Here is a 24093-nt window from a genome sequence, read left to right as displayed (position 1 = left end):
AAGATGACGCAACAGGTTCTCCCCTTTGTTGCCCGTCATATCGGGCCACGCGTAGAAGACGAGCGCGCAATGCTTGCAGCGCTCGGTCTTCCTTCCATGGAAACACTGATCACGCAGGCTGTTCCGGCATCCATCCGCTTGAACCGCGCGCTTGATCTGCCAGCGGCTTTGAGCGAACACGCAGCCCTTGCCGAGCTCAATGAAATCATGGGCCGCAATGTGGTGAAGAAGAGCTTCATCGGTGCGGGCTATCATGGTGTGCAGACGCCACCTGTCATTCAGCGCAACCTGTTTGAAAATCCGGCTTGGTACACCGCTTACACGCCTTACCAGTCGGAAATCAGCCAGGGCCGTCTGGAGCTTCTGTTCCATTTCCAGACGCTCGTTGCCGAGCTTTCCGGTCTGCCGGTTGCCTGCGCATCGCTGCTGGATGAAGCAACCGCTGTTGCTGAAGCTGTGGGCGTTGCTGTTCGTCATCACCGCGACAAGCGCTCGCGCATTCTGCTTGCAGGCGATCTGCATCCGCAGAGCGTGGATGTGATCAACACCCGCGCAGAGCCGCTTGGCTGGCAGGTTGAAGCCGGAAGTGCGGTTGACGACAACACAGCTGCCGTCATCGTTCCATGGCCGGATACACGCGGCGTTTATGGCGACTTCACCGCTGTCATCGCCAGTGCCAAGGCCAAGGGCGCTTTGGTTATCGCTGTTGCCGATCCGCTGGCGCTGACCATTCTGGAAGCGCCCGCCAAGTGGGGCGCTGACATGGCTGTCGGCTCTATGCAGCGCTATGGCGTTCCAATGGGCTTTGGTGGTCCACATGCTGCATATCTCGCAGTATCTGAGCCTCTGACGCGTATCATTCCGGGTCGTATCGTTGGTCAGTCGGTCGATGCGCATGGCCGTGCCGCTTATCGTCTAGCGCTTCAGACGCGTGAGCAGCATATCCGCCGCGACAAAGCGACTTCCAATATCTGTACCGCGCAGGCCTTGCTTGCCAATATGGCTGCATCTTTTGCCATCTGGCATGGTCCTGCTGGCCTTCAGGCCATTGCAACGCGCGTTGCCGGTCTTGCGTCTCGCTTCGCAACGGGCCTCAAGGCTGCTGGCGTCGAAATCGCGGGCGATAGCCTGTTCGATACCGTAAGCGTCAAGGTTTCCGGCAAGGCGCAGGCCATTGCTGACGAAGCTGACAAGGGCGGTCGTCTCATCCGCATCATTGACGCGGATACGGTTGGCGTCACCTTTGACGAGACCTCGAGCGAAGACGATCTTGCAGCACTCGCCGTTCTGTTTGGCGCAAAGCCAGTCGGTAACGACGATCTGCTGACGCCATCCAAAGGACGTGGTGAAGGCTTCCTGACACAGGATGTGTTCCACTCGCACCGTTCGGAAACCGAGATGATGCGCTTCCTGCGTCGTCTGGCGGACAAGGATCTGGCGCTTGATCGTGCGATGATCCCGCTTGGCTCGTGCACAATGAAGCTTAATGCGGCAGCAGAAATGATGCCGGTGAGCTGGAACACGGTTGCCAATCTGCATCCGTTCGCGCCTGCCGCACAGACAACCGGCTATGCCAAGATGACCTCGGACGTCGAAGCATGGCTTTGCGAAATCACCGGCTTTGCAGGCGTATCGCTGCAGCCAAATGCTGGTAGTCAGGGCGAATATGCGGGTCTTCTCGCAATCCGTCACTATCACCAGTCACGCGGCGAAGGTCATCGCAACATCTGCCTGATCCCATCGTCTGCACATGGCACCAATCCTGCCAGTGCGTCGATGGCTGGCATGAGCGTTGTCGTCGTCAATTGCCGTCCGGATGGCGATATCGACATTGATGATCTGAAAGCCAAAGCTGAGAAGCATCGCGACAATCTTGCGGCGTTCATGATTACCTATCCGTCGACCTATGGCGTGTTCGAAGAAGGCATCAAGGCTTTCTGCGAAATCGTCCATGATAATGGCGGTCAGGTCTATTTCGACGGCGCAAACCTCAATGCGCTCGTCGGCCTTGCTCGTCCTTGCGATATTGGCGCTGACGTTTGCCACATGAACCTGCACAAGACCTTCTGCATTCCGCATGGCGGCGGTGGTCCGGGTGTTGGTCCTATTGGTGTGGCCAAGCATCTGGTGCCTTACTTGCCAGGCCATGTTGATCTCGGTTCCAAGCATGCTGTTTCCGCAGCACCGTTTGGCAGTGCATCGATTCTGGTCATTACGTGGATGTATATCCGCATGATGGGCGGCGCGGGTCTCAAGAAGGCAACCGAGGCTGCAATCCTCAACGCCAACTACATCGCGCATCGCCTTAAGGACGCTTATCCGATCCTTTACACCGGCGCACATGATCGTGTGGCGCATGAGTGCATCGTGGATACGCGTGTTCTCAAGGATAGCGCAGGCATCACCGTGGAAGATGTGGCCAAGCGCCTCATCGACTATGGTTTCCATGCACCGACCATGTCATGGCCGGTTGCCGGAACGCTGATGATTGAGCCAACCGAGTCTGAGCCGAAGTCGGAAATCGATCGTCTTTGCGATGCAATGATTGCCATTGCAGGCGAAGCAAAGAAGGTTGCCGATGGTGTCTGGCCTGCGGATGACAATCCGCTTGCCAATGCACCGCACACGGCAGGCGATACGCTGGCAACGGAATGGACACATCCTTACACCCGTGAGGAAGCAGTGTTTCCGGGAAGCGCGTTGAGTGGTGATTTTGATACGACGGCGAAGTACTGGCCGCCTGTCAGCCGCATCGACAATGTGGGTGGCGACAGAAATCTCATCTGTTCTTGCCCGCCGGTTGCATCTTACGGCTGATACCGCTCATCGGTCGTGTTTTAACGCTTTGTAAAGCGACAGGTCGGAGCGGTACTCTATCGCTCCGACAGAAATAAAATTACCACGTTCGGACGGAGATTTTGTTTGTCGGCGAAAGAACTTGGAATGCGTTTTTACAGCCGGAAAGAGGATGAGAACCATGTTCTTTGACAGTCATTTCCGGCGAGAAAAAAGGCATTGTTTTTGGAAGCGCTGCGGTAACGCGGCGCTTTTTATTTTAGTTCTAACTTCCTGAAATTTAGGCAAAAAAAGAGCCGGACTAAAAAGTCCGGCTAAGTTATGAAGGTGCCATAAAGGCAAACCTCCAGAGGGGAACACTTACCGCGCGCAATGGGAGGAGGCGCAAGCGGTAAGCACCTGTCATATGGACCGGTTGCAACCATTCTTCAACCCCTGAAACGCGAAATTTTTGACCATTTCGGAAAATTCTGAAACTTTTCGGAATTTTGACTGCTTCCGGAAGCTTATTGGTCAATATTTGTTTCCGTCCGAGTATTCAGAGTGCTCCAAATCGAAACAATCTCTTGTTGCAATGCCGGGTCAGGTGCGACTCGTAAATCGGTCCCCCAAAGTTTTGGGATGTATTCGCTCTGGCTGATGGCTAGGATGTTTGTGGGAACATACTGGCATCGCTGCGAACGGGAGAGTTCATGGATTTGCGGGTGCTTCTACTTATGGTTATCGCCGGGATAGGCTTCGGCGTATTGGCAATTCATTTTCTGGGTGGAGGTTTAAAGCGCAGCATTCTTGCGAGCGACGAAATCGTCAAAGCGCGCTTTCATATCGACTATCCGGAAATCCCAATCAGTGAGATCTGTTATACGGACGATCGTCGCACAGCGTTTTTCCCGCTGAGGGAGGTCGAAACGGGGATAGTTCACGGTGTTGGCGATCGGTTTCTTACGCGATGTGTGGCAGCATCAGATGTGCTTGCCCTTGAGGAGAAGGGTAGCGCCGAACTGATATTGCACATGAAGGACTTTACCTGGCCCAAGGCAAGGCTTCTTTTCAGCGATGCCGCAGATCGACAAAGAGTGATAGACTGGCTTTCAGGCTCAGATGGGGAGAGGGGCCGAAATGGGCAGTAATCCGGTATTCTTCGATGTGACGCGTGTTGCAATTCCGCTTTATGTGCTGGGAATTTTGATTGAACTGGTGGCAATCCGCTACTGGCAGCGCAAAGGCGAATTTGAAACGCGTGATGCTTTCACAAGTCTGCTGATGGGAGCAGGCAATGTCGCGGCGGGGCTGCTGCTCGGCTTCGTTTCAGTGACGGCGCTGCTTTGGATTTGGCAGTTCCGCTTTTTCGATCTTGGGCTGCATTGGTGGGTGTTTGTAATAGCCTTCATCTTCGATGATCTGCGCTATTATTGGTATCACCGGATTGCGCATCGCGTTCGCTGGGTTTGGGCGGAGCACGTCAACCATCATTCCAGCCAGCACTATAACCTCACAACCGCTTTGCGGCAGTCATGGACCGGCCAGATGACCGGGATGTTCGTGCTGCAGGTGCCGTTGGTTTTGCTCGGATTTCATCCGGCGGTGATTGCCTTCGTTTATGGCTTCAATCTGATTTATCAGTTCTGGATTCACACCGAAGCCATCGACAAACTGCCGAAGCCTATCGAGTTTATCTTCAATACGCCTTCGCATCACCGTGTCCATCACGCGACCAATCCGCGTTATCTCGATGCCAATTATGCAGGCACGCTGATTATCTGGGATCGCATGTTCGGCACTTTTGTTGAAGAATTGCCCGAAGATATGCCGCGATACGGCATTGTTAAGAATGTCGGCACATTCAATCCTGTGCGCGTGGCGTTCCATGAATGGGTTGGCATGTTCAAAGACGTGTTCTCATCCGGTCTCAGTTTTCGTCAGCGGCTGATGTATATGATTGCGCCGCCCGGCTGGAGCCACGATGGAAGCCGCAAAACCTCTGAAGATTTGAAGGCTGACTATGTGAGGCTAAACCCCTCGGAAGCAGGCAAAGCGGGATTGCCCGGAAACATTGAACGGTAATTCGATGGCATTTCGGACGGCAGCCGAGGCTTGATAGCCGCAATTCAATACGTGAAGAGGCTTCACTATGAAGCCTTTTCAAAGGCTTACTGCACCTCCATAAAACTTGCGACTCATCAGGGATAGCCAATTTGCATCGTTGTAAGTTTCTGAAATAGTTAGAATAATTCTAAAACATTCCCATGGTGGTCAACTTCATTTGGCTTGCAGTGGTGCGCGCGTAGATATAGAAAGATGACCAATAGACGAAGGCTTGCGCCGGTTGTGAAGAGTGTCAATCAAGGGGCGGATTGATCACTCCGCCTTTTGGATGAAATCGAATGCTCGTACCATTTCTCATCATGTTCCGCGAAGGCGTGGAAGCTGCGCTAATCGTTGGCATTATCGCGAGCTATCTGCACCAGACCGGACGCAGCGCCTGGATGCCGGTTGTTTGGATCGGTGTTCTGCTGGCCTTGGCGATGTCGCTGGCAGTTGGCGCAATCCTTCAGCTCGTAAGCGCAGAATTCCCGCAAAAGGCGCAGGAGCTTTTCGAGGCCATTATCGGGCTCATAGCCGTTTTCGTGCTGACGTCCATGGTTTTCTGGATGCGTAAGGCTGCCCGTTCCATCAAAGCGGAACTGCATCATTCCATCGATGCGGCATTTGAAACGCCCACGCATAAGGGCTTCGGCCTCATCTTGATGGTGTTCTTTGCTGTGGCCCGTGAGGGGCTTGAGTCGGTCTTCTTCCTGCTCGCCGCATTCCAGCAGAGCGAGGGTGGCGCTGCACCGCTTGGTGCATTGCTGGGTGTTCTGCTTGCCGCTTTGGTTGGTTACGGCATCTATCGTGGTGGCCTGAAACTCAATCTGCGCCGCTTCTTCCGCTGGACGGGTGTTTTCATCCTAATTATCGCAGCGGGCATTCTCGCAAATTCGGTGATGGCGCTGCATGAGGCTGGCGTCTGGAATCACTTCCAGACGGTCGTGTTCGACACAAGCGAAATCCTGCCGCTCGACAGCACGCTTGGCTCGGTTCTGGCTGGTATCTTCGGCTATATCGCGACGCCCACGATCAGTGAAGTAGTCGCCTATCTCGGCTTCCTCGTGCCTGCGCTCATTATTTTCCTGATGCCGTCTTCCGCACCTGCGCAGAGCGCAGCCGCGAAGCACACAGTTTAATCGAAGAGATTTTCCATGACTAAGCCGCAAAGCCCAAAACCTGTTGCACCATTCTCCCGCAATCTCGTGCGAGGGGTTCTGGTGCTGGCCATTCTGCTGGTGCTGGCGGCAGGCGCTGCTTTCTATTACGCCTCGCGCGTTTCAGATAAATCGCGCCATGCAGATGGTGATGGCAAAGTGCAGATTGTGGTCAACGCGAAAAGCTGCGATCCAAATGAACTGACTGTTCCGGCTGGGCGCACGGTTTTTGAAATCGTCAACAATTCTGACCGCTCGGTTGAGTGGGAAATTCTCGACGGCGTGATGGTTCTCGAAGAGCGCGAGAATATCGCACCGGGCTTCAAGCAGACACTTTCCGCCAAGCTTTCGCCGGGCGAATACCAGATTACTTGCGGCCTTCTTTCCAACCCGCGCGGAAAGCTGATTGTGACGGCATCGGCAAGCAGTGAAGCCGAAAAGGGTAAGATGCCGCTGACCGCTTTCCTTGGCGCGTTGGCTGAATATCAGATTTATCTCGCGACCGAAGTCGCTGAGTTCCAGAAGGCTGTTGCAACACTTTCGGATGCCGTTTCAAGCGGCAATATCGCAGCTGCACAGGCTGCTTATGCACCGGCGCGCGAAGCTTATGCGCGTATTGCCCCCGTTTCAGAAGCTTTCTCTGATCTTGATACAGCGATCAACGCACGCGCCGATTTCTTTGAAAAGCGTGAGCAGGACCCTGCCTTCGGTGGTCTGCATCGCATTGAGTATGGGCTGTTTGAACAAAAGTCGCTGGATGGCTTGCAGCCGGTCGCCACAAAGCTTGTTCTAGACGCGGCTGGTCTGAAAGATCGTATCCGCGCGTTGCGTATTTCGCCTGACCGGATGCTGGCAGGTACATCGTCAGCGCTCAATCGCTTTGCGTCTACCGCCGCTGATGTGGGCGACGATCGTTACGCACACACAGATTTGCAGGTATTTGCAGGCCTTGTTGAAGGCTCCGCAAAGACGGCGGACGTATTGCGTCCGATCGTTGTTAAAGTCGATCCCGATGCATTTGAAGGGATTGATGCTCAGGTGTCTGTCGTAAAGGCGCTGCTAAATGCTCAGAATGGCAAGGCATATGATACGCTTTCTGCTGACGAGAAGGCGAAGATCAAGGACGGCGCCACTGCTCTCGCCGAACAGTATTCAAAACTCCGCGATCAACTTGGAGTGGATTAGTGACCAAGAAATTTTTCAAAGACGATAGTTCTGTAACGGGCAACCCAACGCCAACGCGACGCGCCCTATTGCTCGGTGCTGGTGCGACAGGCGTCGCGAGCGTGCTTGTATCGCAGGCGGCCAACGCGCGCGCGTCTAACAACGCGCTCTCGTCGGAAAGCGTGACCAATGCACCTGAAAGCGACAAGCTGCAGGAGAGTCAGCCATTTTATGGCGTGCATCAGCCCGGCATTGTGACGCCGCGCCCTGCCACTGGTCTCGTGGCCTCTTTCGATGTTCTGGCGCGGGATCGCGCGGGTCTCGAACGCATGTTCAGAATTCTAACAGAGCGCGCAGCCTTTCTAATGAAGGGTGGCGAGCCGCCAGCCCTTGATCCCAAGTTTCCGCCATCCGATTCCGGCATTCTTGGGCCGACTGTAACGCCTGACAACCTGACGATCACCGTGGGTCTGGGTAGCTCGCTCTTTGATGATCGTTTTGGGCTCAAGCCGTTCAAGCCAAAGCAATTGCAGCGCATGACGGGCTTTCCCAATGATGCATTGCAAAAAGATCTCTGCCATGGCGATCTGGTAATCCAGATCTGCTCGAATACCGCAGACACGAATATTCATGCACTGCGCGATATCATGAAGAACATGCCTGATCTTCTGATGGTCCGCTGGAAGCAGGAAGGTTCTGTGCCGGTGCAGCCGCCGCATTCGCCGAAAGCCAAAGAAAGCGCACGTAACTTCCTCGGTTTCCGCGATGGCTCTGCCAATCCTGATGCCGCTGATAAAGCCTTGATGGATCGCATCGTCTGGATCCAGCCCGGCAAGGACGAGCCGGAATGGGCTTCTCAAGGCAATTATATGGCCGTGCGTATCATCCGAAATTTTGTTGAGCGATGGGATCGCACGCCGCTGCAGGAACAGCAGACAATTTTCGGCCGTCACAAGGATAGCGGTGCGCCATTCGATGGCAAAACCGAAGCTGATGTACCTGACTATTCAAAAGATCCGGAAGGCAAGGTTACGCCAATGGATTCTCATATTCGGCTGGCCAATCCGCGCGATGCCAATGCCGAACAACATCTGATTTTGCGCCGTCCGTTCAACTATTCCAATGGGGTCACGAAGTCCGGCCAGCTCGACATGGGGTTGCTGTTCATCGCTTATCAGGCCGATCTGGAAAAGGGCTTTATCACTGTTCAGAAGCGCCTCGATGGCGAGCCTCTGGAAGAGTATATCAAGCCAATCGGCGGCGGTTATTTCTTCACGCTACCCGGCGTGAAAGATCAGGATGACTTTTACGCAAGCGCTCTTTTGCAGGCGAGTGGGCCGCAGAATGCGCGTGGGTGAAGGTCTTATCACCACGGAGAGGTAAACATGAAATATCGTCTGCCATTGCTCGCGTCGGCTTGTGTCGTCGCACTGTCTCTAAGCTTCGGTGCCGCAAAAGCCGAAGTGTCCCCACTCGATCTCGTTCAGCCAATTGCTGATTACAAGATTTACGTGCAGGAAAATCTCGATACGCTCGTGAAAGACACCAAGGCGTTCACCGATGCGATCAAGGCTGGCGAACTGGATAAGGCGAAAGAGCTTTATCCGTCTTCACGGGTTTCCTATGAGAAGATTGAGCCAATCGCAGAGCTTTTTGCGGACCTCGATGCGTCGATCGATAGCCGCGCTGACGATCACGAAGATGCCGAAAAGTCCGAAGATTTTACCGGCTTCCATCGCCTCGAATACGGCTTGTTCGCCCAGAATTCGACCGAAGGACTCGATAAATATGCTGACAAGCTCTACGCAGATGTTGTCGAGCTACAAAAGCGCATCAAGGACATGACGTTCCCACCTGAAAAGGTTGTTGGCGGCGCAGCAGCACTTATGGAAGAAGTTGCAGCAACCAAGATTTCTGGCGAAGAAGATCGCTACAGCCACACAGATATCTGGGACTTCCAGGCTAATGTTGACGGCTCGCAGAAGATCGTCGAACTCTTCCGTCCGCTGATCGAAAAGGAAAATCCTGAGCTTCTGAAGAAGTCGGATGCCAATTTCAAAACCGTCAACGACATTCTTGTGAAATACAAGAAGGGCGATGGTTATGAATTATACGACAAGCTGACTGAGGAAGATCGCAAGGTTATGGCTGGCGCGATTACCACGCTGGCCGAAGATCTTTCGACACTACGTGGTACGTTGGGCCTGAATTAAGGCTTTTAGACTGCATGAAAAATGGTGGGCTTTGCCCACCATTTTTTTGAACTGAATCTGGCTTTAGCAGCGACAAAGCATGAACTCATCTCTCCATGATTGCTTCTGAATTCGGACCTTTCAGATGAGCGTAAGTCAGAACAACCTGTAAGATGGAGAACCTGAAGATTTAATGGCATGCCCATTGGAATGTAGTTGCAGATTACGTTGTCTTCGTGAGTGCAGGCATTACAGTGAGCCAATTCCTGCCTTACCACGCTGCTGGTGCTGCCTTTGGCAAGGCAATGAATTCGACTTATTTTAATGTTTTGATTTTGAAGATTTTCATGTGCAGACACAAGGAAGCTAACGAGGTCGACCATCGGTGCTGACCTGGATTTCGTAGCAACGAATGATCTTATCGCTCCGCTTGAGTATCGTTAAAGTGAAGGTGTTCTTTTCAACCGAACTTTCTACATTTGCCGAAGAAAACAAGTTCAAGATAGAGGAAGTTCGGTTAGTCGCATACAAGTAATGATTGGATAAGAGCACTATACGAGTTGAGCCTTGGCTCGAGCATTTGACCTCACGCTCCAATTTGGAATTAAATCAGACGTTTAGGCCGACAAACGTAGCTTGATTTCAGCATTGAGCAGAATGTGATTTTCTTTCGGCAGGCTATGTCCACTTTCCGTTGTTTCTCCGAGCGTACGGAACAACAGCTCTATCGCCAGACGCCCGATTTCATTGTAATCCTGCGCGACGGTGGTGAGGGGCGGACAGGTGTACTCAGAGAGCGGATTGTTGTCATGACCGGCAACTCGAATATCGCAGTCATTCAGTCGGCCGACCTTAAGGCCGGCTTGCCAAAGAGCGGATGTCACTCCAAACGCAATGCGGTCATTCGAGCATAGGATTGTGCTCGTTGGAAAACGACCCTTTTCGCGCAAAATACGCGCAGCCTGTTGAAAGGCATATTGCTCGAAATCCCAGCTACAGCTTTGTTCAAGCTCTACAATCCGAGGATCGTAGCCGAGTGTTTCCATAGCTGTGCAATAAGCCTTCTGCCGCTTGATCGCATTGTTGTTGACGTCTGGCATGGAGAAGTAACAAGGCTCGCTTCCTGAGCGACAGAGATAGTCGACAATCAGATGAAACGATTTGGAATTGTCAGTGCCGACGAAAGGAGAGGTGCTGTCGAGCGGAGAGTCGACGTAAACAATCGGCACATCTTCCGCTAGGCGTGTAAGTGCGGAATGCTGCGATTTTTCGCCGAGAGGTGCGATGATGGCTCCAGCGACATTGAGGGAGCGCAATGTCTCAATTGCTGCTTTTTCAAGCTCCGGGTTGCCATCGGACGATAGTACAATTGCAAAATAGCCATGGCGTTCCGCAAGCGTCTGCAGACGCTTTGTCATGGCCATGTAGAAGTGATCAAGCTGGTTAGGAATGATAACTCCCAGAATTGTCGTGCGTCGCCTATTTAAGTTGATCGCGAAAAGATTTGGCTTGAAACCAGACTTCTCAATCGCCGCCTCAATGAGTGTGCGGGACTTCGGGCGAACGGAGCCTGGGTCATTGAAATACTTGGAAACCGTCGGGCGGGACAGCCCTACGAACTCAGAGAAATCCTCCATTGTGCGAATATTTTTGCGCACGTCTTTTGTCCTGTCTATCATTCCCGGTCCTGCGCTCATTCAGCTTTTACATGCCAAACTGGACTGCATTTTGCCAAATGAAGCGTTATCAAGTGCATCCACCTACGCATGATACCGCCGGATATGATGCATAAAGATAAGAAAAATCAAGAAGTTAGTTTAAGGCATCTTGCATTGGTCCTCCTGCCTGCAAGATAGGCTCAAAGTGTCAAACGTGGACGGAAAGGTCAAGCAAACAAATGATTTAACACTGTGAGATGCAGTGAATTTACAGATGTGCTAGAATTTATGTGGGAGGAATTTGGCGGCGGGGGTCGTCAAAAAATCTGCAGCAAGATTATTCAAAAAGAGGAAAATTTGCACTTCAAATCACAATTCCAAAACCGTGCTTGACAAGCCACGGATCCCCGCGCGATAAATTTTACACATGTAAGAATTTTGCTATGCATTCGTAAAGGAGGAGACGAGATGCGAAACAAATCTTATATAGCCGGGCTTATTGCATCGGTTGCAGGTGGCGTCATCATTGCAGGCAGTGCATCGGCCGAAGAATTGACCATCGCAACGGTCAACAATGCCGACATGATCATAATGCAGAAGCTTTCGTCGGAATGGGAAAAGGAAACCGGCAACAAGCTAAACTGGGTGGTTCTGGAAGAAAACGTTCTTCGCCAACGCGTCACAACTGACATTGCTACAAAGAGCGGGCAATTCGACATCATGACCATCGGTGGCTATGAAGCACCGATCTGGGGCAAGGCCGGATGGCTGCTTGAAGTCGGCGATCTGGGCGACGATTACGACTACGACGATCTGATCAAGCCTGTCCGCGCCGGCCTAACAGTCGAAGACAAGCTCTACGCTGTGCCTTTCTACGCAGAAAGCTCGTTTACCCTTTATCGCAAAGATTTGTTTGAGGCCGCTGGGCTTACCATGCCGGACGAGCCGACCTATGCACAGATCAAGGAATTTGCGACTAAGCTGACTGACAAGTCGAAAGAACAGTACGGTCTGTGCCTGCGCGGCAAGCCGGGCTGGGGCGAGAACATGGCCTATCTCGGTACGCTTGTGAACACCTCTGGTGGTCGCTGGTTCGATGAGCAGTGGAAACCGCAGATCAATTCGGACGAGTGGAAGAAGGCAATCAACTTCTACGTCGATCTGATGAAGGAAGCAGGCCCTCCCGGAATTACCTCGAACGGCTTCAACGAAAATCAGGCATTGTTCTCTACCGGCCATTGCGCAATGTGGATTGATGCAACGTCTGCGGCTGGACGGATCTATGATAAGACGCAGAGCCAGGTTGCGGATAAGGTCGCCTTCACCAAGGCACCAATTGACGTAACGCCGAACGGTTCTGCCTGGGCATGGTCCTGGAACCTTGCAATCCCTGCATCGACTAGTAAAGCGGAAGCCGCAAAGTCGTTCCTCAAGTGGGCCACTTCAAAGAAGTATGTTGAGTTGGTTGGCGAGAAGGAAGGCTGGGTTGCTGTTCCTCCGGGCACACGTCAGTCGACCTATTCCAACGAGAACTACAAAAAGGCAGCGCCTTTTGCTGAAACAGTTCTCAAGGCAATCGAGTCTGCTGATCCGACAAAGCCGACCAAGGACCCGGTTCCCTACACTGGTATCCAGTTTGTAGCGATCCCTGAATTCCAGGCAATCGGCACAATTGTCGGTCAGGCTGTTTCCTCGGCGGTTGCTGGCCAGCAAAGTGTTGATGCAGCTCTTGATGGCGCTCAGCGTCAAGCAGAGCAGATCATGACACAGGCCGGTTACATCAAGTAACCCGATACCAGACCAAAGGGCCTGCTGCTTGGCTTCAAAACATTCAGCAGGTCTAATCTTCGCAGGCTCACGAGCATTTGGAGCAGGATTGTGAAGCGCTTCTGCGTCCTAAAATTCTCAAGAGGGAAGAACAAAAGCGGCCTGACGATGCCGCTTCAACCGTAACCGCTCTTGGTGGAGTGAGAGCATGAGCGGGAAGGGAGGAGCATTCTATGCCATCTAACAATGCCGCCGTGGTCGGTATCAAATCTCGTTTTGCATCCAGATCGCGCCGCAGTATTCGTACCCGCCCTCTGCTTGCGCCAGCTGTTATCGTGCTGCTTTTATGGATGATTGTTCCACTGGCAATGACGCTGTGGTTCTCGTTCCAATATTACAATCTCATCAATCCGTTCGTGACCGGCTTTGCAGGTGTATCGAATTACTCGTTTCTTCTTTCCGATCCCGGCCTATGGTCTGCCATTGCCAACACATTGATCCTCCTTGGGTCTGTTTTGGCTATATCCATTATATTCGGTGTCCTATTTGCAGTTGTTTTTGATCAGGATTTTCTCGGCAAGAACGTTGCGCGCCTTCTTGTCATCGCGCCGTTCTTTGTTATGCCGACCGTATCGGCTTTGATCTGGAAAAACCTTCTGATGCATCCGGTGAATGGCTTCTTCGCCTTCATCTCGCGCAGCTTTGGCCTGCCGGTTGTCGATTGGTTTTCGCAGTTCCCGATGGCCTCAATAATCATGATCGTGTCCTGGCAGTGGGTGCCTTTTGCGACGTTAATTCTGATGACTGCGATGCAGTCTCTTGATCGCGAGCAAATGGAAGCAGCCCGTCTTGACGGCGCGAAAGGCCCAGCGATGTTCTATTACATCATCCTGCCGCATCTTTTGCGTCCGATCTCCGTTGTCATCATGATCGAGACGATTTTCCTCCTATCGATTTTCGCCGAAATTCTCGTCACAACCTCTGGCGGTCCGGGCACTGCCACCACGACGCTCACCTACTTCATCTATCTTAAAGCGCTTCTGCAATGGGACATCGGCGGAGCATCGGCCGCTGGCGTTATCGCCATTGTCCTTGCTAATGTAGTTGCCTTTTTCCTCATTCGCACCGTTGCGCGTAATCTGGATAACTAAGAGGCTGGCATGGCTAGAAAACGTAAATTTAACAAAGCCACAGTCTCCGCCGGCATAATTGGCTGGATTGTTGCGCTCCTGATGTTTTTTCCGATCCTTTGGATGCTCTTGGCCGCATTCAAAACCGAGATCGATGCAGTGGCTCCACCAAAACTGTTCTTTTCGCCAACACTTGAGAACTTTGTGGCAGTCAATCAGCGCGCCGATTACTTCCGCTACGCAATGAACAGCGTAATTGAAAGCCTCGGTGCGACCATTCTTTCGCTGATCATCGCCGTGCCAGCGGCTTATGCGGCGGCGTTTTTTCCGGGAAAGCGAACCAAGGATCTGCTGCTCTGGATGCTTTCAACCAAGATGCTTCCGGCTGTCGGTGTGCTTGTGCCAATTTATCTTCTCGCGCGCGATAGCGGAATGCTTGACACCCGCACCGGGCTAATCATCATCTTCACGCTTTCCAATCTGCCGATTGTTGTCTGGATGCTTTATTCCTTCTTCAAGGAAGTTCCGCATGAAATCCTTGAGGCAAGCCGTATGGATGGTGCGAAGGTGGGACAGCAGATCCGTTATCTGCTGCTGCCTCTCAGCCTGCCCGGGATTGCGTCAACGGCACTGCTTTCAATTATTCTGTGCTGGAATGAAGCCTTCTGGAGTCTCAATCTAACCGCTTCTCAGGCGGGGCCTTTGACGGCTTTCATTGCGTCGTTCTCATCGCCTGAAGGTCTTTTCTGGGCAAAACTCTCGGCGGCTTCCACGCTCGCCATCGCGCCAATTCTTGTCTTTGGTTGGATTACGCAGCGCCAATTGGTGCGCGGTCTTACCTTCGGCGCCGTGAAGTAAAGGGAACCCCATGGCTACGCTTTCTTTTCATAACGCAACCAAGTCTTACGGCAATGTCGATGTAATTCAGGGCGTTGATCTGAATATCAAAGACCGTGAGTTTGTTGTTTTTGTCGGCCCGTCCGGCTCAGGAAAATCAACACTTCTGCGAATGATTGCAGGATTGGAAGAAATCACTGGTGGTGATCTGACCATTGACGGGCAACAGTGCAACGATGTGCCACCCGACGAACGCGGTCTGGCGATGGTTTTCCAGACCTACGCTCTCTATCCGCATATGAATGTGCGGGACAATATGGGTTTCGCACTCAAGCTCGCAGGGGTGTCCAAAACGGAACGCGACCGTAAGGTTGAGGAGATAGCCAAGACGCTCCAGCTTGATAAGCTACTTGACCGCAAGCCGCGCCAGCTTTCTGGTGGTCAACGCCAGCGCGTCGCAATCGGCCGCGCCATGGTTCGTGAACCGAAAATCTTTCTCTTTGACGAGCCTTTGTCAAACCTCGATGCAGCATTGCGTGTGCAGATGCGTATCGAGCTTGCGCGCTTGCATGATCGTTTGAACGCAACCATGATCTATGTGACGCATGATCAGGTTGAAGCGATGACACTTGCTGATAAGATCGTCGTGCTTCGGGACGGCCGGGTTGAGCAAGTTGGCTCCCCACTTGAACTCTACCATCATCCGAACAATCGTTTTGTGGCCGGGTTTATTGGCTCTCCGACGATGAATTTCATCGACGTGAAGGTCAAGTCCGCAGGTAGCGATGGTGTGACGGTCGAACTCAGCAATGGTAAAAGCATAATTGTTCCGGTGAAGTCAGAAGGTGTCGATACCGGTGGCTCGTTGGTTCTTGGTGTTCGTCCTGAACATCTTCATCCGGCGATTGATGGTATTTTGGACGGAGAAATCATGGTAGTCGAGCGCCTCGGCGGTGAGACCTATCTTTATGTGCAGAACTCTGCGGCCAAGGATCTGATTGTTGCTGAGGCCGGTGGTAGCAGCACGGCGCGCACGCATGAGACTGCCAATCTGGGCTTTAACCCCGCAGACGCACATCTCTTTAAATCGGATGGTCTGGCGCTGGAGCGTCGCGAGCGGCATCCGCTTTTGTTGTCTGAAAAGAAAACGCATCGTTAGAGCGCCTGATGAGCTGATTTTCATAACGCGCATCGTGTCCGAAGGCCTATTGGAATTTTCGGGATGCGCTTCCACTGCACTGATGAAGAACTCTCCCGGAGAATTCCTATGAGACTGAAAGATAAAGTTGCCCTCATCACTGGAGCTGCACGCGGTATTGGCCTTGGCTTCGCAGAAGCCTATGCGCGTGAGGGTGCCAAGGTCATCATCGCAGACATTAACATCGAACGTGCAACGAAAGCGGCGCGCGGCCTCGGCGGTGCGGTGACAGCGGTGAAGCTGGATGTGACCGACCTCGCAGATATCGAAGCAGTCGTGGCCGAGATCGACAAGAAACATGACGGCATCGATATTCTGGTCAATAATGCCGCAATCTTCGACATGGCGCCTATCAACGCCATCACCGAAGACAGTTATGAACGTGTTCTGGGGATCAACCTCAAAGGTCCGCTTTTCATGATGAAAGCTGTATCGAATGTCATGATCGAGCGTGGTCGTGGTGGCAAAATTATCAATATGGCAAGCCAGGCAGGTCGCCGCGGTGAAGGACTTGTTACTCTTTATTGTCTGTCAAAAGCAGCAATAATCTCGGCCACACAGTCTGCCGCACTTGCACTCGTCAAACACAATATTCAGGTCAACGCCATTGCTCCAGGCGTTGTTGACGGCGAGCATTGGGACGTGGTCGATGCGAATTTTGCTAAGTGGGAAGGCCTGAAACCGGGGGAAAAGAAAGCCTCCGTCGCGAAATCAGTCCCGATTGGCCGCTTCGCAAACCCGCAAGATATTACAGGCATGGCGATTTTCTTGGCTTCGTCCGAAAGTGATTATATCCTCGCCCAGACATTTGGTGTTGATGGTGGAAACTGGATGGCTTGAGCCATTTTTGGGTGAAGAGATGAAGGCCATTTACTTTACAGAGCGTGGCGTAGCGGCGCTTGCCGAACTCCCCGACCCTGAGCTCCAACCCGGACACGCCTTGATTGAAGTCAAGGCTTCAGGGCTATGTCACACGGATATTGACGTGCTGCATGGCCGTTACGGCACAAGTTCATTTCCACTTGTGCCGGGGCATGAATATTCGGGTGTCGTGATTGCAGTCGCGGACGACGTGACGAACGTGAAGACTGGCGATCGGGTGGCCGTCGACCCCAATATTGCCTGCGGCCACTGTCGTGCCTGTAGGAAGGGACTGACCAATCTGTGTGCTGATCTTAAAGCCTATGGTGTTACGCACAATGGGGGCTTTGCCGATAGAAGCGTTGTGAATGCGCAGCATCTTCACGGGATTGGCACCTTGCCTTTCCATGTGGCGGCGCTTGCAGAGCCCCTGGCGTGCGTCCTCAATGGACTTGGTGCAGCTGAGCTGAAGGCAGGCCCGCAAGGGTCTGAAACGGCTCTGGTGTTCGGGGCTGGACCGATCGGCCTTTTGCTTGCGCTGTCTCTCAAAGCGCAAGGCGTTGAAAAAATCGCGGTTGCAGACATCAACGAACATCGTCTGGCTTTTACCGAAAGTCTCGGACTGGAGCCTGTTGTCTCGGGTTCAGCAGAGCTTGATGCGCGCAAGAAGAGTTTTGATTTCGTGGCTGACGCTACCGGCATTGCGAAAGTCGCCGAAGGAATGGTCGGCTTTACTGCTGATGGTGGTACGGCGTTGGTGTTCGGTGTTTGCGCACCCGATGCACGCATGTCGGTGGCGCCATTTGAAATCTTCCGCCGCCAGATCCGCATTGCTGGTTCACATTCACTCAATCTCAATATTCCGCAAGCGCTCGAAATTCTTCATAAAGATAATGGCGAAATGGCTCGTCTTGTTTCGCATCGCCTACCGATTGAAGAAATGCTGCCTTTCTTTTCAAAGCAGGGGGGGGATCCTGCTACGATGAAAGTTCAGTTCATTCCGGCTTGATTTCAGGAGGAAGTTTTCATGACCAAACTGACGCGCGCCACTTTGCCTGGCTTCACCAAGGTTCAAAAACCGGGCTACGATCTTGCGGTATTAAAGCCCGGGATCGTGCATTTCGGCGTTGGTAATTTCCATCGAGCACATCAGGCCGTTTATCTCGATGACTTGTTTGGTCTGGGGCTTGATCACGACTGGGCTTTGGTTGGTGCGGGCGTTCGTGCGAGCGATGGTGTCATGTGTGACACGCTGAAAGCGCAGGACTGGCTTACCACGGTTGTCGAGCAGGAAGCCGATAATTCCAGCGCACGCATTACAGCATCGATGATTGATTACGTAACCATATCCACGGATGAGGGCCGGAAAGCCCTAATGGCCTACCTGACTTCTCCGGATATCCGCATCGTTTCGATGACGATCACCGAAGGTGGCTACTACATCGATCCAGCAAGCCAGCATTTTGATCCGGCGCATCCAGATATTGTCTATGACAGCGTTCATACCAATAAGCCGAATACGGTCTTCGGCCTCATTGTGCAGGCGCTTAAACTGCGCAAAGATGCTGAAGTTGAGCCGTTTACCGTCATGTCCTGCGATAATATTCCCGGCAATGGCCACGTTACCGAAGATGCTGTCGTAGGTGTTGCCAAGCTCAGCGATCCGGAATTTGCTGATTGGATCGCCGCTAATGTGGCCTTTCCGAATTCAATGGTCGACCGTATTACGCCTGCAACCGGTTCACGCGAACGCGATATTGCCCTGAAAGGTTTTGAAGTAGAAGATGGCTGGCCGGTGTTTTGCGAAGGTTTCAAGCAGTGGGTGATTGAGGACAAGTTCCCGACTGGGCGTCCACGGTTGCATAAAGTCGGTGTGATCTTCTCCGATCAAGTCGACGCTTATGAGCTGATGAAAATCCGTATCCTCAATGGCGGACATGCGGCGATTGCTTATCCGGGTGGGCTTCTCGATATCCATTTCGTGCATGAAGCAATGGAAAATCCGATCATCCGGCAGTATCTGGAAAAACTCACCAAGGAAGAAATCATTCCCGAAGTGCCTCCAGTTCCAAATACGGTTCTTGAAGACTACCGCCTGCTTATCGACAAGCGTTTTGCCAATCCAAAGATCGGCGACACAATCCGCCGTTTGTGTCTTGACGGTTCCAACCGTCAGCCGAAATTTATTCTGCCTACAGTTTCAGATCGCCTGGCCAAAGGCCATTCGGTCACGGGCCTTGCACTGGTATCCGCTCTTTGGTGCCGCTACTGCTATGGAACGACGGACAGCGGTACGGTGATCGAACCCAATGATCCGTCATGGGATCGTCTGGTGAAGCAGGCGGTGCTTGCCAAGGACGAACCGGCGCGCTGGCTCGAAATGCCCGACATTTTCGGCGCATTAGCCACCAATCCTGCCTATATCGATGCCTTCTCGGCGGCGCTCAAGCGTATCTGGCAGGATGGTACAGCCAAAACGCTCGAACGTTATCTGGCAGATCAGCCTCTATAAAATCTATCCCGAAAAGTGGAACCAGTTTTCGGGATAAGTGTGAAGTGAACACTTACAATGCGCCCGGATAAACTCTGACCGGGCGGTTGTCTTTGACAGACTCCATCACCACAAAAGTGGAGGTGCTTGCCACATTCGGCAGACTGGAGATTTTCTCGCCCAGCACCTCGCGGTAACGCCGGATGTTGGGCGTCCGCACTTTCAGCAGATAGTCGAAAGAGCTTGCAATCATGTGGCATTCTTCGACTTCGCGTATCTTGCGCACCGCAACGTTAAAGGCGGTGAGGGCCGCTTCGCGCGTGTCGGATAATTTCACGGTCGTAAAAGCGATATGATCAAGGCCAAGCTTTTCGGGATCAATCGCTGCGCGAAAGCCGATAATATAGCCTTCATCGACCAATCTTTTGACGCGTGCCTGACACGGCGTCTTGGAAAGACCGACTTTTTTTGACAACTCCGTCATGGCAATGCGACCATCATCGCTCAGCACTTCAAGAATGCGACGATCGAACTGATCCAGATCGTCTACGGAGTCTATCTTTCGCATTCAAACTGCCTCTTGAAGTCGCTTTAATAAGATCGATTTGCCTTTATATGGATCAAATGAAGACAGAATGCAATTTGCGTCGATGATAGTGTGCGACCACATATAAGCATAGTTGAATTGGGCTTAAGCCTGTTTTTGCGAGCATTGCACCATGACTGATAAAGTATCCGCTCACACCACACCTGTTTTCCAGAGCTTCGCGCCGCCAATCCGCGAGAAGACACCTCTGCGCAAGGCGATCACCGATGCCTATCGTCGGCCAGAAGCTGAATGCGTGACCGCACTGGTTCAGCAGGCGACCCTGCCTGAAGAAACGACTAAGAAGATCAGAGCGACCGCTCGCAAGCTGATCGAAGCCCTGCGTGCCAAGCACAAGGGAACGGGCGTTGAAGGTCTGGTGCATGAATATTCGCTGTCGAGCCAGGAAGGCGTGGCGCTGATGTGCCTTGCCGAAGCTCTGCTGCGTATTCCGGATATGGCAACGCGTGATGCGCTGATCCGTGACAAAATTTCCAATGGCGATTGGAAGTCGCATGTCGGCGGCGGTCGTTCGCTGTTCGTCAATGCTGCAACCTGGGGGCTTGTTGTCACCGGCAAGCTCACCAACACCGTGAATGACAGCGGTCTTTCGGCAGCACTTACTCGTCTGATCGCCCGTTGTGGTGAGCCGGTCATCCGCCGCGGCGTGGATATGGCCATGCGCATGATGGGTGAGCAGTTCGTGACCGGCGAAAGTATCGATGAAGCACTGAAGCGCGCAAAATCGCTTGAAGAGCGCGGATTCCGTTATTCCTACGACATGCTCGGTGAAGCTGCCACGACTGCTGCTGACGCAGAACGTTATTACAAGGATTACGAGACTGCGATTCACGCGATCGGTCGCGCTTCCGCCGGCCGCGGCATCTATGATGGTCCGGGCATTTCGATCAAGCTTTCGGCGCTGCATCCGCGCTATGTTCGCGCGCAGAGCGAACGCGTCATGGGCGAACTTCTGCCAAAGGTGAAGGCGCTCGCAGCCCTTTCCAAGAAGTATAATATCGGCCTCAACATCGATGCCGAAGAAGCAGACCGTCTTGAGCTTTCGCTCGATCTTCTGCAGAGCTTGATTGAAGATCCTGATCTTAGCGATTGGGAAGGCATCGGCTTCGTGGTGCAGGCCTATGGCAAGCGCTGCCCGTTTGTGCTTGATTTCATTATTGATCTTGCCCGCCGCAACAATCGTCGCGTGATGGTTCGTCTCGTCAAGGGCGCTTACTGGGATGCCGAAATCAAGCGTGCGCAAGTTGATGGCCTTGAAGATTTCCCTGTTTACACCCGTAAGGTTCATACCGACGTTTCCTACATTGCTTGCGCCCGAAAGTTGCTTGGCGCCCGCGATGTGATCTTCCCGCAGTTTGCAACGCATAATGCGCAGACGCTTGCCACGATCTATCATCTGGCAGGCCCGGACTTCAAAACCGGCTCTTACGAATTCCAGTGCCTGCATGGCATGGGCGAGCCGCTTTATGACGAAGTAGTCGGTCCATCAAAGCTGGGTCGTCCAGCTCGCATTTATGCGCCGGTTGGTACGCATGAAACGCTGCTGGCCTATCTGGTCCGTCGTCTGCTTGAAAACGGTGCGAACTCTTCCTTCGTCAATCGCATTGGCGACAAAAGCGTGTCGGTTGATGAACTGATTGCCGATCCTGCGGAAGTCGTTCGTTCGATGGCCGTTGTCGGTGCGCGTCACGACCAGATCAACCTGCCTGAAGGTCTTTATGGCATTCGCAAAAACTCGGCAGGGTTTGACCTTTCTAATGAAGAGCAGCTGGCAGAACTGAGCGAAACGCTTAAGGCCAATGCTTCGCGCGCCTGGACTGCGGAGCCGCAGGTTGCCGGTGCCAAGGTTAAGGGTGAAAGCCGCCCGGTCCTGAACCCCGGTGATCATTCCGATGTCGTGGGTACGGTTACGGAAATCGCCGCCGACGATGTTGCACAAGCAATGAAAGCGGCTGAGAAGGCTGTTGCAAGCTGGTCTCAGGTTTCGCCTGCCGATCGTGCAGCCTGCCTTGATCGTGCTGCCGACATCATGCAGCGTGAAATGGCAGAACTTCTCGGTCTCATCATGCGTGAAGCAGGCAAGTCCATGCCAAACGCGATTGCAGAAGTGCGCGAAGCTATCGACTTCCTGCGCTATTATGCCGAACAGACCCGCCGCACGCTGGGCGTTGCGCACAAGCCGCTCGGTCCGATTGTCTGTATCAGCCCATGGAACTTCCCGCTGGCGATCTTCACCGGCCAGATTGCAGCAGCCCTTGTTGCAGGCAATCCGGTTCTGGCAAAGCCTGCCGAAGAAACCCCGCTCATCGCAGCGCAGGGCGTTCGCATTCTGCATGAAGCTGGCATTCCCGCCGATGCATTGCAGCTACTGCCCGGCGATGGCCGCATTGGTGCAGCTCTCGTTGCAGCACAGGAAACCTGTGGCGTGATGTTCACCGGGTCAACCGAAGTTGCACGTCTTATTCAGAAACAGCTTGCGTCGCGTCTGCTGCCTAATGGCAAGCCGATCCCGCTGATTGCTGAAACCGGTGGCCAGAACGCCATGATCGTGGATTCGTCCGCTCTTGCCGAGCAAGTCGTATTCGACGTGATCGGTTCAGCTTTCGACAGCGCCGGTCAGCGTTGTTCGGCTCTGCGCGTTCTGTGCCTGCAGGAAGATGTTGCTGATCGCATTCTGACCATGCTCAAGGGCGCGCTCAAGGAACTGTCCATTGGCCGTACTGACACGCTGAAAGTTGATATTGGCGCCGTAATTACTGCTGAAGCCAAGGATATCATCGAGAAGCACGTTCAGACGATGCGCGATTTGGGTCGTAAGGTGGAGCAGCTTCCGCTTGGACCTGAAACCGGGAAGGGCACTTTCGTTGCGCCAACCATCGTTGAGATCGACAGTCTGCGCGATTTGAAGCGTGAGGTGTTTGGTCCGGTTCTGCATGTTGTGCGCTACAAGCGTAACGACATGGACCGCCTGATCGATGACATTAATGCAACCGGCTATGGCCTGACTTTCGGCCTGCATACGCGTCTTGATGAAACTATCGCTCACGTTGCTGATCGCATCCGCGTTGGCAACGTCTATATTAATCGCAACGTTATCGGTGCGATTGTGGGCGTCCAGCCTTTCGGTGGCCGTGGTCTGTCCGGCACGGGCCCGAAGGCTGGCGGTCCGCTCTATCTCGGCCGCCTTGTTGAAACAGCGCCAATCCCGCCGCGCATGGCTTCGGTTCACACCGATGCCGCGCTCAACGATTTCGCAAAGTGGCTTGGCAATCGTGGCATGAACGAACTGGCACTGGCTGCTCGTGAAACCGGCAGTGCTTCTGCACTTGGTTTGAATATCGAGCTTCCGGGTCCTGTTGGTGAGCGCAACCTGTATGCGCTTCATGCGCGTGGTCGTATTCTTCTGGTTCCACAGAGTGAAACCGGGCTCTATCGCCAGCTGACAGCGGCACTCGCTACAGGCAACGAAGCTGTAGTCGACGAGGCTTCAGGCTTGCGAAATGTTCTGAAGGACTTGCCTTCAAGCGTCGCTGGGCGTGTTGTCTGGACCAAGGACTGGCAGGCAGATGCGCCTTTCGCTGGTGCGCTTGTCGAAGGAGAGGGCGAACGCCTGACCGACATCAACAAGAAGCTGGCAGCTCTTCCAGGCCCGCTCGTGCTGACACAGGCAGCGACTTCGGCACAGCTTGCTGAGAGCGCTGATTGCTATTGCCTGAGCTGGTTGCTTGAAGAGGTTTCAACCTCCATCAACACAACTGCTGCAGGCGGCAATGCCAGCCTGATGGCAATCGGCTGATTGGTCTTTAGAGCGCCAATCTCAATGAATCCGATTGGCCCTCTAATGGTTTCTATTTGAAGCGAAATCTTATCGATCCGCGTTTCAAATCGGTTGGATCAAGCTCTAAATCACTTAGAAAGAGGCGGTCTTCAGGTCGCCTCTTTTGCTTTTGCACATTGTTGCAAGGCTGTGCAGAAACAGAATTATTAGACCGTTTCTAGAATTTTCAGAATGAAATTTACAAAAGCAGATTGACACATAGGCTTAAAAGGCAAAGACTGTGCACAGGCTTGCAAAAAGCCGCAGCGTGGAGGCGCTGTAAAACAAGTGGAGGTGGGGGCGATAGGCTTTCAGCCGATCAAACCGTGCTCT

General features: G+C 53.1%; 17 protein-coding genes. 15 read left to right on the top strand and 2 right to left on the bottom strand.

Going from position 1 to position 24093, the window contains the following annotated elements:
• The first annotated feature begins 3 nt into the window (after positions 1–3).
• The 7 genes from gcvP to efeO (KMS41_15670) all read left to right on the top strand — a co-directional run bounded on the left by gcvP (position 4) and on the right by efeO (KMS41_15670) (position 9415).
• Positions 4–2817 (top strand): aminomethyl-transferring glycine dehydrogenase, encoded by a 2814-nt coding sequence (gene gcvP / locus KMS41_15700; GenBank protein QWK78958.1) that lies wholly within the window; start codon positions 4–6, stop codon positions 2815–2817.
• 671 nt (positions 2818–3488) lie between these two features.
• Positions 3489–3926: a hypothetical protein gene (locus KMS41_15695; protein ID QWK78957.1), complete on the top strand. Its 438-nt coding sequence runs from the start codon at positions 3489–3491 to the stop codon at positions 3924–3926.
• Complete coding sequence (locus KMS41_15690) at positions 3916–4860, top strand: sterol desaturase family protein (protein ID QWK78956.1); 945 nt, start codon at positions 3916–3918, stop codon at positions 4858–4860. Before KMS41_15695 ends, KMS41_15690 begins: the two co-directional genes overlap by 11 nt.
• A 320-nt stretch (positions 4861–5180) precedes the next feature.
• Entirely contained in the window at positions 5181–6020 is an 840-nt protein-coding gene (locus tag KMS41_15685) for an FTR1 family protein (GenBank protein QWK78955.1), read from the top strand.
• Positions 6021–6035: 15 nt separating this feature from the next.
• Positions 6036–7223, top strand: a complete 1188-nt coding sequence (efeO, locus tag KMS41_15680; protein ID QWK78954.1) for an iron uptake system protein EfeO — start codon at positions 6036–6038, stop codon at positions 7221–7223.
• The gene (gene efeB, locus KMS41_15675; protein ID QWK78953.1) at positions 7223–8560 is read left to right on the top strand and encodes a deferrochelatase/peroxidase EfeB; all 1338 of its coding nucleotides are present in this window, start codon (positions 7223–7225) and stop codon (positions 8558–8560) included. Before efeO (KMS41_15680) ends, efeB begins: the two co-directional genes overlap by 1 nt.
• Positions 8561–8587: 27 nt before the next feature.
• A complete protein-coding gene (efeO, locus tag KMS41_15670; protein QWK78952.1) occupies positions 8588–9415 on the top strand; it encodes an iron uptake system protein EfeO in 828 nt (275 codons plus the stop codon).
• Positions 9416–10011: 596 nt separating this feature from the next.
• Here efeO (KMS41_15670) and KMS41_15665 read toward each other — a convergent pair.
• A complete protein-coding gene (locus tag KMS41_15665) occupies positions 10012–11031 on the bottom strand; it encodes a LacI family transcriptional regulator (GenBank protein QWK80278.1) in 1020 nt (339 codons plus the stop codon).
• Between the two features lie 489 nt (positions 11032–11520).
• On the opposite strand from KMS41_15665, the gene KMS41_15660 reads away from it, so the two are divergent.
• The 7 genes from KMS41_15660 (at position 11521) to KMS41_15630 (ending at position 19357) form a co-directional block, all read left to right on the top strand.
• The gene (locus KMS41_15660) at positions 11521–12840 is read left to right on the top strand and encodes a sugar ABC transporter substrate-binding protein (GenBank protein ID QWK78951.1); all 1320 of its coding nucleotides are present in this window, start codon (positions 11521–11523) and stop codon (positions 12838–12840) included.
• Positions 12841–13052: 212 nt separating this feature from the next.
• Positions 13053–13970 carry a sugar ABC transporter permease gene (locus tag KMS41_15655; GenBank protein ID QWK78950.1) on the top strand — a complete coding sequence of 306 codons (918 nt, stop codon included), beginning with the start codon at positions 13053–13055 and terminating at the stop codon, positions 13968–13970.
• Positions 13971–13979: 9 nt separating this feature from the next.
• Positions 13980–14807: a carbohydrate ABC transporter permease gene (locus tag KMS41_15650; protein QWK78949.1), complete on the top strand. Its 828-nt coding sequence runs from the start codon at positions 13980–13982 to the stop codon at positions 14805–14807.
• Between the two features lie 10 nt (positions 14808–14817).
• Positions 14818–15945, top strand: coding sequence for a sn-glycerol-3-phosphate ABC transporter ATP-binding protein UgpC (gene ugpC / locus KMS41_15645; protein ID QWK78948.1), 1128 nt, complete (start codon positions 14818–14820; stop codon positions 15943–15945).
• Positions 15946–16053: 108 nt separating this feature from the next.
• Complete coding sequence (locus KMS41_15640; GenBank protein QWK78947.1) at positions 16054–16824, top strand: L-iditol 2-dehydrogenase; 771 nt, start codon at positions 16054–16056, stop codon at positions 16822–16824.
• Between the two features lie 19 nt (positions 16825–16843).
• Positions 16844–17854 carry a zinc-dependent alcohol dehydrogenase family protein gene (locus KMS41_15635; protein ID QWK78946.1) on the top strand — a complete coding sequence of 337 codons (1011 nt, stop codon included), beginning with the start codon at positions 16844–16846 and terminating at the stop codon, positions 17852–17854.
• A gap of 18 nt (positions 17855–17872) precedes the next feature.
• Positions 17873–19357, top strand: coding sequence for a mannitol dehydrogenase family protein (locus KMS41_15630; protein QWK78945.1), 1485 nt, complete (start codon positions 17873–17875; stop codon positions 19355–19357).
• Positions 19358–19409: 52 nt separating this feature from the next.
• Here KMS41_15630 and KMS41_15625 read toward each other — a convergent pair whose 3' ends face one another.
• Positions 19410–19904, bottom strand: a complete 495-nt coding sequence (locus KMS41_15625) for an Lrp/AsnC ligand binding domain-containing protein (protein QWK78944.1) — start codon at positions 19902–19904, stop codon at positions 19410–19412.
• A 151-nt stretch (positions 19905–20055) separates the two neighbouring features.
• Between KMS41_15625 and putA the strand changes: the two genes are divergently transcribed.
• Complete coding sequence (gene putA / locus KMS41_15620; protein QWK78943.1) at positions 20056–23739, top strand: trifunctional transcriptional regulator/proline dehydrogenase/L-glutamate gamma-semialdehyde dehydrogenase; 3684 nt, start codon at positions 20056–20058, stop codon at positions 23737–23739.
• The last annotated feature ends 354 nt before the right edge of the window (positions 23740–24093 follow it).

The sequence above is a fragment of the Ochrobactrum sp. BTU1 genome (genome assembly GCA_018798825.1).
Taxonomy (GTDB): Bacteria; Pseudomonadota; Alphaproteobacteria; order Rhizobiales; family Rhizobiaceae; genus Brucella.
This window is presented reverse-complemented; position numbering and strand designations above follow the sequence as displayed.

Bases quoted from the DNA above. Each gene is read 5' to 3' on its own strand.
- gcvP (QWK78958.1), top strand. From the start codon at position 4: ATGACGCAACAGGTTCTCCCCTTTGTTGCCCGTCATATCGGGCCACGC.
- KMS41_15695 (QWK78957.1), top strand. From the start codon at position 3,489: ATGGATTTGCGGGTGCTTCTACTTATGGTTATCGCCGGGATAGGCTTC.
- KMS41_15690 (QWK78956.1), top strand. From the start codon at position 3,916: ATGGGCAGTAATCCGGTATTCTTCGATGTGACGCGTGTTGCAATTCCG.
- KMS41_15685 (QWK78955.1), top strand. From the start codon at position 5,181: ATGCTCGTACCATTTCTCATCATGTTCCGCGAAGGCGTGGAAGCTGCG.
- efeO (QWK78954.1), top strand. From the start codon at position 6,036: ATGACTAAGCCGCAAAGCCCAAAACCTGTTGCACCATTCTCCCGCAAT.
- efeO (QWK78952.1), top strand. From the start codon at position 8,588: ATGAAATATCGTCTGCCATTGCTCGCGTCGGCTTGTGTCGTCGCACTG.
- KMS41_15665 (QWK80278.1), bottom strand. From the start codon at position 11,031: ATGGAGGATTTCTCTGAGTTCGTAGGGCTGTCCCGCCCGACGGTTTCC.
- KMS41_15660 (QWK78951.1), top strand. From the start codon at position 11,521: ATGCGAAACAAATCTTATATAGCCGGGCTTATTGCATCGGTTGCAGGT.
- KMS41_15655 (QWK78950.1), top strand. From the start codon at position 13,053: ATGCCATCTAACAATGCCGCCGTGGTCGGTATCAAATCTCGTTTTGCA.
- KMS41_15650 (QWK78949.1), top strand. From the start codon at position 13,980: ATGGCTAGAAAACGTAAATTTAACAAAGCCACAGTCTCCGCCGGCATA.
- ugpC (QWK78948.1), top strand. From the start codon at position 14,818: ATGGCTACGCTTTCTTTTCATAACGCAACCAAGTCTTACGGCAATGTC.
- KMS41_15640 (QWK78947.1), top strand. From the start codon at position 16,054: ATGAGACTGAAAGATAAAGTTGCCCTCATCACTGGAGCTGCACGCGGT.
- KMS41_15635 (QWK78946.1), top strand. From the start codon at position 16,844: ATGAAGGCCATTTACTTTACAGAGCGTGGCGTAGCGGCGCTTGCCGAA.
- KMS41_15630 (QWK78945.1), top strand. From the start codon at position 17,873: ATGACCAAACTGACGCGCGCCACTTTGCCTGGCTTCACCAAGGTTCAA.
- KMS41_15625 (QWK78944.1), bottom strand. From the start codon at position 19,904: ATGCGAAAGATAGACTCCGTAGACGATCTGGATCAGTTCGATCGTCGC.
- putA (QWK78943.1), top strand. From the start codon at position 20,056: ATGACTGATAAAGTATCCGCTCACACCACACCTGTTTTCCAGAGCTTC.